We start from the raw sequence: 14,545 nt of genomic DNA, 5'->3' as shown, positions 1-14,545 counted from the left end.
CTCATGAAACATGACTTTTATACTCGCTTGGCTCAGCAAATTGAAGACACTAAGGCGCAAGGACTTTTCAAAAATGAACGCATTATTACCTCAAGCCAACAAGCTGATATTGAAGTTAATCATGAGCAACAGGTACTCAACTTTTGTGCCAATAACTATTTAGGGTTAGCCAATCACCCAGAGCTGATAAACGCCGCAAAAGCAGGTTTAGACAGCCACGGTTTTGGTATGGCGTCGGTGCGCTTTATTTGTGGTACCCAAGATATCCACAAACAGTTAGAAGCAACCATAAGTGACTTTTTAGGCACACAAGAGACCATTTTGTATCCTTCTTGTTTTGATGCCAACGGTGGGTTATTTGAAACAATATTGGATGCTGAAGATGCCATCATTTCCGATTCGCTGAACCACGCAAGTATTATAGACGGGGTGAGATTATCAAAAGCTAAACGTTATCGTTACGCAAATAATGATATGCAAGCCCTAGAAGCGCAGCTTATTCAAGCCGATGCCGATGGCGCGCGCACCAAGCTTATTGCCACCGATGGCGTATTCTCCATGGATGGTGTGATTGCTGATTTAGCAGCAATTTGTGATTTGGCAGACAAGTATCAGGCGTTGGTCATGGTAGACGATTGTCATGCTACTGGGTTTGTTGGTGAAAACGGTCGCGGTAGTCATGAATATTGTAATGTGATGGGGCGAGTCGATATTTTAACGGGCACTCTGGGTAAAGCATTAGGTGGTGCTTCTGGTGGATATACATCGGGTAAGAAAGAAGTGGTTAGTTGGCTACGTCAACGTTCTCGTCCGTATTTGTTTTCAAATTCTGTGGCACCGCCCATAGTTGCGGCATCTATTAAAGTGTTTGAAATGATGCAGCATGGAGATGCACTGCGTAAACAATTAACAAGCAACGCTGCACATTTTCGTCAACGAATGTCAGACGCCGGTTTTACGCTTTCTGGTAAAGACCATGCGATAATACCCGTAATGTTAGGTGATGCGCAGTTAGCCAGCGATATGGCCGATAAGATGCTGCAAAAAGGGGTTTATGTTGTAGGATTTTCATTTCCTGTAGTGCCCAAAGGGCAAGCGCGCATCCGTACTCAGATGTCTGCTGCACATAGTATCGAACAAATTGATCTAGCAGTGGATGCTTTTATTGAAGTCGGCAAAGAGTTGGGAGTTATCTGATGAAGGCATTAGCCAAGTTACATGCAAAAAAAGGCATTTGGATGACCGAGTGTGAAAAACCCACAGTTGGTCACAATGATTTAATGATTAAAATTCATAAAACTGCAATTTGTGGTACTGATATGCATATCTACCAATGGGATGAGTGGGCACAAAAGACCATACCTGTGCCTATGGTTGTTGGCCATGAATACGTCGGCGAAGTAGTAGAAATAGGTCAAGAAGTGCTTGGGTTTGCGTTAGGTGATAGGGTTTCTGGTGAAGGACATATTACTTGTGGTCACTGCCGTAATTGCCGTGCAGGTCGTCGCCACTTATGCAGAAATACCACAGGTGTGGGAGTCAACAGGCAAGGTGCCTTTGCCGAATATTTGGTCATACCCGCATTTAATGCCTTTAAAATCCCCCACAATATTTCCAGTGATCTAGCTGCTATTTTTGACCCTTTTGGAAACGCAGTACACACAGCTTTATCTTTTGATTTAGTCGGCGAAGATGTTTTGATAACAGGTGCAGGACCAATTGGTATCATGGCTGCCGCTGTCGCGCGTCATGTTGGTGCAAGATATGTCGTGATCACTGATGTAAACGAATATCGCCTAAACTTAGCACTAAAAATGGGCGCGGATCGCGCCATTAATGTCACTAAAACCGGATTAAAAGAAGTGATGCAAGACCTAGGCATGACAGAAGGGTTTGATGTTGGACTTGAGATGTCGGGAGTGCCCACTGCATTGCGTGATATGCTCGACAAAATGAATAATGGCGGTAAAATTGCAATGTTAGGCATACCACCCAATGATGTTGCAATAGATTGGAATCAAGTGATTTTTAAAGGTCTGATGATAAAAGGCGTTTATGGTCGCGAAATGTTTGAAACATGGTATAAAATGGCCAGCCTGATCCAAAGTGGGTTAGATTTAAAGCCTATGGTTACCCATCAATTTGCGATTGATGATTTTCAACAAGGTTTCGATGTTATGGGGTCCGGCCAATCTGGTAAGGTGATCCTAAATTGGCAGTAGTAGCTATATATTTATGAGGGGAGTCAGCTAAATGGAGCAATTTGCCCATATATCTGTGCAACAGGCACAACAAAAACTATCTGAAGGTACAGTGCGCGTTGTCGATATCCGCGACGATGCTGCTTTTGCCGCTGGGCATATTAAAGATTCCACCCAGTTAACCAATGGTTCGTTACATAGTTTTATGTCTGAGGTGGAATTTGATACACCTGTGATCGTCTGTTGTTATCATGGTATTAGTAGCCAACAAGCAGCACAGTTTTTAATTCACCAAGGTTTTGAAGAAGTATATAGCTTAGACGGTGGCTTTGAGGCGTGGCGCAAAGAACAGATCTCAGTAACATCACAGGAAATATAATTTAATTGTCTACTCCGCTTAAGTTAGTCGCTTTTTCTAAAGAACAACCGGCAAGATTACTCACTATTTACCTTATAGAGCAAGGTATTCAGGTAGAGTATCAATATTCAGATAATGAGTATTCCCATGGGGTGATGTTGTTGGAGTCATCGGATCAAATAAAAGCCAAAAAACTGGCCGAAGAATTTGTACTCAACCCGAATAACGTAAAATATCAAACGGCAGCGTGGCACTCTGGAGAAACGGTTAGCTTAATCCCTGATGCATCTCTTTCTGCAGCTAAAACTCTTTATGACTTAAAGCAGGCTCCATTTACGTCAAGTATATTAGCAATTTGTCTGCTTATTTATCTACTGGCAATGGTAGGTGTTTCAGCACCCTATTTATGGCTGAAGATCCAACCTATCGCGATGCTTGTAGATACGGGGCAATGGTGGCGATTATTGGGGCCCGCACTGATCCATTTTTCAGTTTTACATATCGCATTTAACCTGCTGTGGTGGTGGACATTAGGTAAACAAATTGAAATAACCTTCGGCCTAAGTAGTTTGTTATTGCTATTTGTGTTTTCTGCTGTGGTGTCTAATGTTGCTCAGTTGATGGTCAGTGGCCCCAACTTTGGTGGTCTTTCAGGTGTCGTGTATGCATTAGTCGGTTGTGTTTGGTGGTTGGGCTGGTTAAAACCCAGTTGGGGGCTATCACTGCCTAAACCCATAGTTGTGTTTTTGTTAGTTTGGTTAGTTGTAGGTTATTTGGATATTTTACCTGTGCATATGGCAAATACAGCCCATACAGTAGGGCTAACCTGTGGTTGTCTGTTTGCTTGGTTTTTGGCGACTAGAGCCAAAGCGCCAAGGATTAATAAGTCAGAATTTTAGCTCTGGAAATAAAGGTACTTAGTAAAAATAACATCCTTAACCATTTCAGAGCCCGTTTCCCTGAGCATAAGTTCTTTTATCTTTTCTAAACAGCTCCGCCTAATATCCTCGCGGCCGGTAAGCGATTTTACTTTTTCTGCTGGTTGGCTACCGAATACTTCAATTACTGCTGCTCTTATCAGAGGTGAATGATGTTCTGCGGCTTCAAGAAAGTCAGCATCTTCCAACATTAATTCTATTGAGACTCTAACAAATCCTAATTTTCTAGCGCTAGTACCTAAGTAATTTGTCACGATTTCTGGCTCAAGGCTGAAATAAGCGTAGTTTTTTTGGATCTTGGCTACTTCCTGCCCGTTTACCACACTGTGATAACTCATAAGAGCCAGTAAACTAGCAAGTAGCCATAAGCTAGAAAATAGCCATAAGATTTTTTTCATTGGTAGTTTCTTTTGTTAGTAATCATTACAGTTGCCTTAAGCTTAACAATTTTTTGTTAGGCTCTTAAAACTAAATTTGTCTGAATCGTATTTAACTTTAGTCTGAGTGATGCACTTGTTATTATTCCTTTTTGCTAATTAATAACGTTGTTAAAATTGAACTCATCTTATACTTTTCCAATCGGTATCCCGTCACTATGGGCCGAACCCGAACAGATTACTATCCCTAGTCCATGTTTAAAAAATTGGTTACTAGACACAAGTTCGTTAACTGAAAGGTTACAATCACAATGTAGGTTATTCAATCTAACCTTGATAGGTCAACGGCAGACAGAGATAACTCTTGAGGAATTTCAACGAGTATGTGCACCGCAGCAACAGTTCAATCCACAAGAGTGGCAAGTTAGAGAAGTGTTATTGTGGGGCGATAATCAGCCTTGGGTTTTTGCTCGTTCGATTATCCCGCAAATACTATGCGAAAATGATTTTGTTAATCTCAATACCAAACCTCTAGGTAAACTGATATTTAATGATGAGCGATTTAAGCGGATGCCATTTGAAATAACCGAAATATGCCCAAGCAAAGCTTTTCTTGCACAATTACACATCTCTTCGGAGATGAACTTGTGGGGCCGCCGTTCTGTATTTAGTTTTGAAGGACTAAAAATGTCAGTTAGTGAGGTGTTTCTGCCCCGTTCTCCAGCTTACCAAGAGATGAAATAGACTAATATGGACAATTCAGGCCCATTATCAACTGCAAAGTTAAACGCTTATTGGCGTTTAATGCGTGCCGACAAACCTATAGGTATCTACTTATTGCTGTGGCCCTGTGTATGGGCATTGTGGATAGCTTCTGCAGGGTTTCCAGACCTCCATATATTAGTGGTGTTTGTATTGGGTGTAGTGGTGATGCGATCGGCTGGTTGTGTGATTAACGATTATGCTGATCGTAAGGTAGATGGTCTAGTCGAACGATCTTCGAGTCGCCCTCTAGTGGCTGGAGACGTAACCGAAAAAGAGGCATTGGGGTTATTCTTCATACTGCTATTTTGCGCCTTTTTACTGGTCTTAACCTTAACTTGGCAAACGGTTTTTATGTCAGTTGGCGGTTTAATATTGGCCACCATTTATCCCTTTATGAAACGTTATACTCACTTGCCTCAGGTTGTACTTGGCGCCGCTTTTGGTTGGTCTATTCCGATGGTTTTTGTGGCGACAGGGCAACCTTTAAACTGGATAGTATGGACGTTGTATTTTGCTAATTTAGCTTGGACTGTGGCCTATGATACAGAATACGCTATGGTCGATAAAAACGATGATATTAAAGTAGGTGTGAAATCAACGGCTATCTTATTTGGGCAGTACGATAAGTTGATCATTTTGCTGTTACAAATTACTAGTCTGTTATTGTTGGCTGTAGTAGCAGTCGCGTTAAAACTCAGTTGGCCTTTTTACATAGCGCTAGTTATCAGCATAGGGTTGTTTTTATATCAACACAGACTAATTAAAGATCGAGATAGGAACTTGTGTTTCAAGGCATTTTTGCATAACCACTATGTGGGCTTAGTGTTTGCCATAGGTATAATTGTAGATTACAGCATTTACCCTACTTAAGTTTACATAGGTGTGTCATAAGCCACACCTATGATTTGAATGGCTCATAGAAGGGTGATGACTTGTTACCCTTGTGGTTGCTCCAACTTAGCAAGACGAGCTTCCAGTGCTTCAAGTTTTTCACGAGTACGCATTAACACTTGGCTTTGAATATCAAATTCCTCGCGACTAACAAAATCTAAGCGGCTGATCTGAGATTGTAATACTTGTTTAACTTTGGCCTCTGCACCTTCTGCCATGTTTTTAACACCTGGTGGTAGCGAATCAGAGATTTGTTTAGCAATTTCTTCTAGTTTTTTAGGATTTAGCATTAGAGTCTGTTTACCTTTCGAGTTCAAATTGGTTACATAAACGAAATTTGGGCTTAGTTTAAAAGTTATAGGTTGTTAATCTACTTGGACTAACCAGCGTATTCTCTTACAATCACCGCCCCATCATCATTGGTTGTTTAATTTAGCATGAAACTTAACCCTGGTCAGAACGAAGCTGTAAATTTTATTTCTGGCCCTTGCCTAGTGTTAGCGGGTGCTGGTAGTGGAAAAACCCGGGTTATCATTAATAAAATTGCCTATTTAGTGAGAGAGTGTGAGCTTCCCGCTCGTTATATTGCCGCAGTGACCTTTACCAATAAAGCCGCGCGAGAAATGAAAGAGCGTGTGGCGCAAACACTGGGTAAAAAGGAAGCTCGGGGTTTAAAAATATCTACTTTTCACACTTTAGGTTTAAATATCATTAAATCGGAAGTCAAAACCTTGGGTTTAAAACCCGGCTTCTCTCTATTTGATGATAAAGACAGTATGTCACTGCTCAAAGATTTGACCGAAGTCGAGTTTGATGGTGACAAAGAGCTGTTGTCTGGGTTGCAAACTTGTATATCTAACTGGAAAAACGCGCTGATTTTACCGGAAGACCTAAAACATCAGACTCTGTCTCCCAGTGACCTTGAACATGCTGAATTCTATCAGCGTTATCATAATCACTTGCGAGCTTATAATGCTTTAGATTTTGATGACTTGATCTTACTGCCTACGGTACTGCTTAAAAATAATGAGACAGTAAGACAAAAATGGCAAAACAAAATACGTTATTTGTTGGTGGATGAATATCAAGATACCAACACCAGCCAATATGAATTAGTGCGACTGCTGGTGGGTGAAAGATCCAGATTCACTGTAGTAGGTGATGACGATCAATCTATTTACTCCTGGCGCGGAGCTAGGCCACAGAACTTAGTTTTACTGCAGACTGACTTCCCTAAATTAAGAGTCATTAAGCTGGAACAAAACTATCGCTCGTCTGAACGAATTTTGCATTGTGCCAATATTCTTATTCAGAACAACCCTCATGTGTTTGAAAAAAAGTTATTTTCAGAGTTGGGCTACGGTGAACCTTTACAAGTGATTACCGCTAAAAATGAAGAACATGAAGCTGAGCGTGTAGTTGCCGAGTTAATGGCCCACAAGTTTATGGGGGCCACAAAATTTAAAGATTATGCCATTTTGTATCGCGGTAACTTCCAGTCTCGGGTGTTCGAAAAAGTGTTGATGAGCAACCGTATTCCTTACAAAATTAGTGGTGGAATGTCGTTTTTTGGGCGTACCGAAGTCAAAGACATCATGGCTTATTTACGTTTGTTGGTAAATCAGGACGATGACAATGCTCTTTTGAGAGTGATAAATACGCCTACTCGCGGTATTGGTCGTGTCAGTTTAGAAAAACTCGGTAATTTAGCTAATCATAATCGGACTTCTATGTTTGAAGCTACTTTTGACCCCAATCTACAGGATGTTTTATCCGGCAAAGCTTTGGTATCTGTAGAGCAATTTGGCCGTTGGATAGTCGAATTATCAGATAGAGCGGTCAGAGGTGATGGCATAGCGACCATACGTGAAATGATCAAAGCCATGGGTTACGAAGAGTGGTTGTATGAGTCAAGTACTAGCCCTAAAGCGGCAGAAATGGGGATGGCTAATATCAGCACCTTGTTTGGCTGGATCAGCGACATGCTTGAAGGCAGTGAACTCGACCCACCAATGACATTACAAGAGGTGGTTAATCGACTGATTTTGCGGGATATGATGGAACGTAGTGAAGATGATGAAGAATCAGATCAAGTACAGCTGATGACTTTGCATGCATCAAAAGGACTAGAGTTCCCTTACGTATTTATGGTGGGTATGGAAGAGGGGTTGTTGCCCCATCAGAGTAGCATAGACGAAGACAATATCGACGAGGAAAGACGTTTAGCTTATGTGGGTATAACCCGAGCACAAAAAGTGTTGTTTATGACCTTAGTGAAAGAAAGACGTCAATATGGTGAAGTGATAAATCCCGAACCTAGTCGATTTTTGCACGAATTGCCCCAAGATGATTTGGTATGGGAGCATAAAAAACCCAAAGTGTCAGCACAAGAGCGTCAGCAAAAATCTCAAGTTGGGATAGCCAATCTGCGTAATATGATGAATAAGAATTAATTAAGCACTAATTGCCTTGTCTGTATCACTATCAAGCTCAATTCTTTTTGCTTGCTGCAAATACTTTCCTTGACCAAACTCGCAGCCAGCCTCAACTAAGGCAATATATTGTTCTTCTTTGGTTATGCCTTCCGCAATCAGCTTAAACTTCAGATGACTAGATATAGATAATACAGATTGGATGAGCTTAAGATTACGTTCTGAACGGGGTAAAGTTTTCACAAAATGATGATCTACTTTTACATAATCAAATGGATATGAATATAAGTAACTTAACGATGCTAATCCACTACCAAAGTTATCAAGTACTAAAGTAATACCTGCTCTTTTTAAGATTTTTATAGCGGGTAATAAAAACAGTGAACGGCTGTTTAGGGTATTCTCGTCAAATTCGATGACCAATTTTTTAGGGTCAGCTCCTGCATTAAGGCAATATTCAATTAATTGTTGAGCCAAGGATGTTTGCGTCAAGTGATGAATCGATAGGTTAATTGCTACCACTCTTTTTTGATCACTAGGGGTTCCATTTTGCCAAGTGACTAACATTTCACATGCTTTAGACAAAATATACCTATCCATTTCAACCGTAAGACCGCACTGTTCTGCTACTTGCCAGTATTGCTCTCGTTTAATCTTGCCTAAGCTTAGGTGTTCCCAACGAATGTAACATTCTTCGTACAAAATTTGTTTTGTGTGTAAATCTATTATCGGTTGAGAGTAATGTTCGAAAGCCCGTGCTTGTAGCACTTTCCTGAATTCTTCTTCAATTTCTAATTCTACCAGTAGTTTTTCACGCATGGTTTTATCAAAAATTATGTACCTTCCACGCCCCATTGCCTTAGCTTGATACATGGCGGCATCTGCATCTCGCAACACTTCGTCTGCTTTAACATAAGCGTTTTCCAAATAGGTAATACCTATGCTGGCGCCAGAGTACATTTCTTTATTTTCGATCTTAAAAGGCTTAGCTATTGATTCAATGATACGAGCTGATATTTCTTCTATATCTGTAGCAGTTTCAAAGTTATCAAATAATACAACAAATTCATCTCCACCTAATCGAGCTAGTAAGTCGTGGCCTCTGATACAAGAATTGATTCGGCTAGCCACTTCTTTTAAAAATGCATCACCAGCTAAATGACCTAAGGTGTCGTTAATTTGTTTGAATCTATCTAGATCAATAAAAATTACAGCGAAGTTGTTGGCGTTATATCTCTGTTTGCTAGCGATGGCTAATTCAAGTCGGCTGTTAAATAACACCCTATTAGCCAAGCCCGTTAAAGAATCATGTTGGGTATCATATTCCAATTGTAATTGTGCGAGTTTTCGTTCTTCAATTTGTTTTTGCAAAAATTTGTTGGTGGAATTCAACTCTTGAGTGCGTAGTTTTACTTCTTCCGCCAAACGTTGGTTATAGGCTTGCATAGCATCAGAAGCTTGTTTACGAGTTAATGCAACGGCAATGTGATGAGAAACGAATCGCAAAAACTCTAAATCTTTTAGGGTATATTGTTTGGAGTTTTTATAACTCTGCACAACTATGACACCTGATATTATGCCATCTACTACTAATGGTGCGCCTAGCCAAGAGTGAGAATTTCGATAAATGCTGTTCGCGACCTCTTCATTTAATTCGCCTGCTTCGTACAGCCTTTTTGCATTTGATGAGTCGATTAATTCAGCATTTCCGTTGCGAATAATATACTCGGTTAACCCTAACCCCATATTACGAGGCTCGATATGAGGTTCAAACTGATCTTTGTAATAAGGAAAATCTAATGTTTGAGTTTGAGTTTTATTGTTTATAGTTGCTACATAACAGTTGGGTGCACCAATTAGGTGGGATAAAATATCATGAATAGCCGCGTAAAAGTCATCCATATTTCCTTCTACTGAGGCGGACAATTCTGATATTTCAAATAAAGCCTGTTGTAAAGACTCTACTTTTTGTCTTTCGCTAATTTCTTCCTGTAACTCATCATTGATTTGTCTTAACTGTTTAGTACGTTGGCGAATACTTCTTTCAGTTAATTCGCGGTTCTTGACTCTGTCAACACAGTTAACTATATGTTGAGAAACAAAAAGTAATATTTCTAAATCTTCTTGCTCATAACGAATGGATTCCTCGTAACTTTGTACCACCATGGCGCCAATGACATGGGAGCCTCGTTTTAATGGTACGCCAATCCAGTCAACAGCGCTGGGCCCTATGTGATTTATGCCAAGTGATTTGGATTGATAATTGAAATCTTCTTTGGTCAGAAATAAATGGTTACCACTGTTTAAGATATAACTTGTTAGGCTATTTTCCATTTCTTTTGCAGGGAGTTGCTTAATCTCGAGATTTTCGAATTCGTCGACAAAATAGGTAAAATCAATGATGGAATTTTCATCTTCATAAAAGGCCACATAAAAATTTTTGGCTGGCATAAAGCCGCTCACAATTTCATGAATTGCAGGATATAAACTTGATAACTCATTGATTGAACTAGCTAATTCCGAAATATCAAAAAGTGATTTCTGAATTGACTCAGAACGCTTATATTTTCGCGTTATCTGCTGCAATTGAGGAACAAGCTCTCGCAGTTCCTCTAAGGACAGTTTATCGGAAATATGTTTCGGCGTATTCTGCAAAGTTTATTGTTCTTTTATGTTGAAGTAAGTACAAAAATCAAGCTATCAAAAGTAAACTATTCAGATCAAAAAGACCACCCTAGGAGTGGTCTTTTTTACATCAAAGTTGTGGTTAATCTTCTAAATCTAGATACCTTCAATCATATGTTCAATGGCTGCCTTAATTTCGTCATCCGAACAATCGCCACAAGTACCCTTTGGAGGCATGGCGCCTATACCATTAATTGCATTTTTCCAAACTGCATCAAAGCCTTTTTCTAAACGAGGAGACCAGTCTGCCGCGTTTTGAAGTTTAGGCGCATTTAAAACACCAACACTGTGACAAGCAACACAAGCTTTAGCGTAAATATCTGAACCTGCTCTTGGTCCTGAAGATGCTGTTTCTGCCTTTGCACCGGCTATATGCACCTTACCTACAGGCTGAATACGAGCCTTTATATCATCTTCAGTCATTTCTTGTGCTTGTACCGCCAAGACGCTAAAAACACCCATACAGATACATAAAAAAGCTTTAAATTTCACAAAATTCTCCAAATCAGGCTTTGTTTACCTTAAAAAACTGGGACAGATTATAACCACTAATATTGTGTGAACAACTAATTAACTCAAAAATCTAAATGAATTTGTATTTTTTGTTTAAACTAAAAGCAGTTTTTTTAATTGTTTACAGAGATTACAGCCTTAGATGGCTGCTCTAATATACTCAGCTCAATGTACTATTTGTGCTTAATAAAGTTTTTATATAGGGGGATTAAAAATGTCAAAATTAAAGTGCCTGTTGAGCATAATGGGGTGTATTTTATTAACTGGTTCAGCCTGTGCTCAGCAACCAACAATCCCACTTTCAGATAGTAATCAAGCATACGAATACCGACTAGTTACTAAGGGAATAGATATCCCTTGGGGTATGGCATGGTTGGACGAAAAGAGCATACTTGTTTCCGACCGTAAGGGCGAGCTGAGGATTATCAGAAACGGTGAACTATTAAGTGAAAAAATTATAGGATTGCCTGAACTTAGGGCACAGGGGCAGGGCGGTTTATTAGATGTGGCAGTTGACCCAAATTATGCTCTAAATAGTCTTATTTACTTTTCTTATTCTAGTATCGAAGGTGAGGGTGAAGGCGGACATACCTCTGTTATGCGCGCCAAATTAAAAGATTTTAAACTGACTGAACAAACTGTGATTTTTGCTGGTGGCCTCAATTCTACCAAAGGCCAACATTACGGTAGCCGCCTAACATTCGACAAACAAGGTTATTTGTATATTTCTAATGGTGATAGAGGGAACCGTGACGTTAACCCGCAAAGTTTAGAGCGATACGCAGGTAAAATTCATAGAATTTACAGCGACGGTAGTATTCCTGAAGATAATCCATTTGTGGCACAAAAAGATGCCCTTGCTTCAATTTATTCATATGGCCATCGCAATCCACAGGGGATGGCAATGCATCCAGTAACAGGTGACATTTGGACTCACGAACATGGGCCTAAAGGCGGTGATGAAGTCAACATTATCCAACAAGGTGCAAATTATGGCTGGCCAGTCATCAGCTATGGTGTGAATTACAGCGGTACCTCATTTACAGAGTTGACTGAAAAAGAAGGTATGCAGCAACCTGCTTGGTATTGGGTACCCTCAATCGCTCCATCAGGCATGACTTTTGTGACCAGTGATATCTACCCTGATTGGAAAGGTAAAATAATAGTCGGCTCATTAAAGTTTGCTTATCTAGTCGCACTAGAATTAGATGGTAATAAAGTACTCAGTCAAGAAGTGTTGTTTCCAGGAATAGGTCGGGTGCGTAATGTTAAACAAGGCGCTGACGGTTATCTTTATGTTGCGACTGATGGCTCAGGGATATTTAAAATAGTGCCTGTGAGCGCTATTTAAAATTCTTGTTACGCAGTGATATCACTACCATTTTGATTAGGGCAACGCTAGATTGGCTGGTACTTTGTCAATAATGACTTCAAGGCATCGGTGTTTATTGGTTTGGTGAGATATTCGTTCATGCCTGCTTCAAGACATTTTTCGCGCTCACTATTCATGGTATTTGCAGTGAGTGCGATTATAGGTATTTTACTAAACAAGTCGCCAGCATCACCAGCGCGTATGCGGCGTGTTGCTTCGTAACCATCCATATTCGGCATCTGACAATCCATTAGTATCAGGTCAAATGTTGTCGGCTGGGAATGTCTGAGTAGCGAAAGCGCCTCAAGCCCATCGTTCGCAACATCAACTTCAATTTCTAGGTCATTCAAAATAGCAGTCATCACCTCCTGGTTGATAAAATTGTCTTCAACCAGCAGGACACGCAACTTAGATATGTTGACTAAAGACGTGGCGGTGTTCGGTTTTTGTTGCTGGGTTGTTTCGGGATCTGCAAAAGCAAGTTGAACTGAAAATTGGAAGACTGATCCCTCTCCTAATTTACTCTTGGCAGTTATGGCTCCACCCATCAATTCACAGAGCTCCCTAGTTATCGCTAGGCCAAGACCCGTGCCTCCGAAATTCCTTGTTGTCGACATATCGGCCTGAGAGAACGAGTCAAATAGATAGGGCAGTGACACGTCGCTAACACCAATGCCAGTATCGGTCACTACCACATTTAGGTAGATATGACCGTTGAGCGTATTCAAACCATATTGGACATGGATGTTGCCAGATTCCGTAAACTTGATCGCATTGGACAATAGATTGTTCATAATTTGGATGATTCGATGAGGGTCGCCCAGCACTTTTGCGTGTTGGATATGTTCTTTCTCTAGTTCGAGCTTCAGTCCTTTTTTGTTAGCCTGAAATTGCTGATCATGAATTAACTCAGAAAACAGCTGTTCAACATCAAATTCCACCCGCTCTATAGTCAGTTCTCCCGCCTCTATCTTCGAGAAATCTAATATGTCGTTGATGATATTCATTAGTGAGTCGGCGCTACGCTTAGCTGAAGCAATAAAATTCTTCTGTTTTTCATCTAGTTTCGAATGTGAGATAACCTCAATCATGCCAATGACTCCGTTCATTGGTGTGCGAATTTCGTGACTCATGTTTGCCAAAAATGCGCTTTTTGCTTCGGTTGCTGCCTTAGCCTCTTGCTCATGTTGTATAGCAAGGTCTCTCTCCTTAGAGAGCTCTAGTTGTTTTTCTACTAAATTTTTTCGGGCTAAATGGGCGAACCAACTGAGCAGGGTGCTCATCGCCATGGCGAAGAAAAAATGTTGGATTAACGCGATTTCAAGAGCGAAGTTGATGATTATCCATCCAATCCAATTGAACAGAATTGACGCTAACCAGTGACTACGATCCGATAACACAATGCCTGACGCGATAATAGTCACGAATATGTTGGTAGTTTGTTCTGGCGCTTCAGAAAACCATAAATGAATAAGGCTGTTTGCACTGCCCATTAACATCAGTAATAGGATCGTCAGGCTATGTAGGGGCAAAGAAATCTTTGGGGCTTTGAGTCCGATGACAACACTTACAGTTGCAGTCAATAGGGCCGTAGTAAACAGGATCCACTTAAATGTCTCTTGCAGAACCAATAAATGTGCAAATGTCAGAAAAAAATAGAGAACCGCAAAAAAGTAGGCAACTGGCCTAAGTAGGTCCATGGTTTCAATATTATTGTGGATTTTAAGACTTGGTTGATTCAATAGGGACAATCACTTACATCTATTAGGGTAAATTCTAGAAGAATGTCCGCTTACTGTTAACCTATACTTAACTAGTCTACCCAGCTCGGATAACCTAGAAAAGCAACATCACGCCGATTCTTTACAAGATACATAAGGCCCAAAGAAGGGCGAGTATAGGTAGAGTAAGCGTCTTCTTTCAAAAAATCTAGGGTTAGCACTCGGTCTTTTTAAGGCAAAACTATTACTTACCTCAAGTTAGATAGGCATTAACCAGAGTTCAGGTCCATTC

13 protein-coding genes are annotated in these 14,545 nt (G+C 40.4%); 8 read left to right on the top strand and 5 right to left on the bottom strand.

Annotation, left to right across the window (positions count from 1 at the left end; all coding sequences use genetic code 11):
• The first annotated feature begins 3 nt into the window (after positions 1 to 3).
• The 4 genes from GARC_RS23775 to glpG are packed head-to-tail and all read left to right on the top strand — an operon-like array spanning position 4 to position 3,458.
• Entirely contained in the window at positions 4 to 1,197 is a 1,194-nt protein-coding gene (locus GARC_RS23775; protein ID WP_007625384.1) for a glycine C-acetyltransferase, read from the top strand.
• Positions 1,197 to 2,222 (top strand): L-threonine 3-dehydrogenase, encoded by a 1,026-nt coding sequence (gene tdh, locus GARC_RS23770; RefSeq protein ID WP_007625383.1) that lies wholly within the window; start codon positions 1,197 to 1,199, stop codon positions 2,220 to 2,222. Before GARC_RS23775 ends, tdh begins: the two co-directional genes overlap by 1 nt.
• Positions 2,223 to 2,253: 31 nt before the next feature.
• Positions 2,254 to 2,580 (top strand): thiosulfate sulfurtransferase GlpE, encoded by a 327-nt coding sequence (glpE, locus tag GARC_RS23765; RefSeq protein ID WP_007625382.1) that lies wholly within the window; start codon positions 2,254 to 2,256, stop codon positions 2,578 to 2,580.
• Between the two features lie 5 nt (positions 2,581 to 2,585).
• On the top strand, positions 2,586 to 3,458 hold the full coding sequence (gene glpG / locus GARC_RS23760) for a rhomboid family intramembrane serine protease GlpG (protein ID WP_007625381.1): 873 nt from the start codon (positions 2,586 to 2,588) through the stop codon (positions 3,456 to 3,458).
• Here the strand turns inward: glpG and GARC_RS23755 are convergent.
• Positions 3,455 to 3,835, bottom strand: a complete 381-nt coding sequence (locus GARC_RS23755; RefSeq protein WP_264370930.1) for a flagellar basal body-associated protein FliL — start codon at positions 3,833 to 3,835, stop codon at positions 3,455 to 3,457. The genes glpG and GARC_RS23755 overlap by 4 nt on opposite strands.
• Before the next feature lie 216 nt (positions 3,836 to 4,051).
• On the opposite strand from GARC_RS23755, the gene GARC_RS23750 reads away from it, so the two are divergent.
• Together GARC_RS23750 and ubiA are read left to right on the top strand one after the other, a co-directional pair.
• On the top strand, positions 4,052 to 4,618 hold the full coding sequence (locus tag GARC_RS23750) for a chorismate--pyruvate lyase family protein (protein WP_226989304.1): 567 nt from the start codon (positions 4,052 to 4,054) through the stop codon (positions 4,616 to 4,618).
• Positions 4,619 to 4,624: 6 nt separating this feature from the next.
• Complete coding sequence (gene ubiA / locus GARC_RS23745; protein WP_007625378.1) at positions 4,625 to 5,509, top strand: 4-hydroxybenzoate octaprenyltransferase; 885 nt, start codon at positions 4,625 to 4,627, stop codon at positions 5,507 to 5,509.
• 65 nt (positions 5,510 to 5,574) lie between these two features.
• On the opposite strand, the gene ubiK is transcribed toward ubiA, so the two are convergent.
• Positions 5,575 to 5,820, bottom strand: coding sequence for a ubiquinone biosynthesis accessory factor UbiK (gene ubiK / locus GARC_RS23740; protein ID WP_007625376.1), 246 nt, complete (start codon positions 5,818 to 5,820; stop codon positions 5,575 to 5,577).
• Positions 5,821 to 5,967: 147 nt separating this feature from the next.
• Between ubiK and rep the strand changes: the two genes are divergently transcribed.
• Entirely contained in the window at positions 5,968 to 7,983 is a 2,016-nt protein-coding gene (rep, locus tag GARC_RS23735) for a DNA helicase Rep (RefSeq protein WP_007625364.1), read from the top strand.
• Here rep and GARC_RS23730 read toward each other — a convergent pair whose 3' ends face one another.
• Together GARC_RS23730 and GARC_RS23725 are read right to left on the bottom strand one after the other, a co-directional pair.
• Positions 7,984 to 10,617, bottom strand: coding sequence for a bifunctional diguanylate cyclase/phosphodiesterase (locus GARC_RS23730; RefSeq protein WP_007625362.1), 2,634 nt, complete (start codon positions 10,615 to 10,617; stop codon positions 7,984 to 7,986).
• A gap of 126 nt (positions 10,618 to 10,743) precedes the next feature.
• Positions 10,744 to 11,139, bottom strand: coding sequence for a c-type cytochrome (locus tag GARC_RS23725; protein WP_007625360.1), 396 nt, complete (start codon positions 11,137 to 11,139; stop codon positions 10,744 to 10,746).
• Positions 11,140 to 11,374: 235 nt separating this feature from the next.
• Here GARC_RS23725 and GARC_RS23720 point away from each other — a divergent pair, with 235 nt between their 5' ends.
• The gene (locus GARC_RS23720) at positions 11,375 to 12,511 is read left to right on the top strand and encodes a PQQ-dependent sugar dehydrogenase (protein WP_007625359.1); all 1,137 of its coding nucleotides are present in this window, start codon (positions 11,375 to 11,377) and stop codon (positions 12,509 to 12,511) included.
• A 47-nt stretch (positions 12,512 to 12,558) separates the two neighbouring features.
• Here the strand turns inward: GARC_RS23720 and GARC_RS23715 are convergent, their stop codons facing one another.
• Complete coding sequence (locus GARC_RS23715) at positions 12,559 to 14,274, bottom strand: response regulator (RefSeq protein WP_007625356.1); 1,716 nt, start codon at positions 14,272 to 14,274, stop codon at positions 12,559 to 12,561.
• Positions 14,275 to 14,545 lie beyond the last annotated feature (271 nt).

Source organism: Paraglaciecola arctica BSs20135 (assembly GCF_000314995.1).
Lineage (GTDB): Bacteria > Pseudomonadota > Gammaproteobacteria > Enterobacterales > Alteromonadaceae > Paraglaciecola > Paraglaciecola arctica.
The sequence above is the reverse complement of the archived record's forward strand: the minus strand, read 5'-3'. Positions and strand labels throughout refer to the sequence as shown.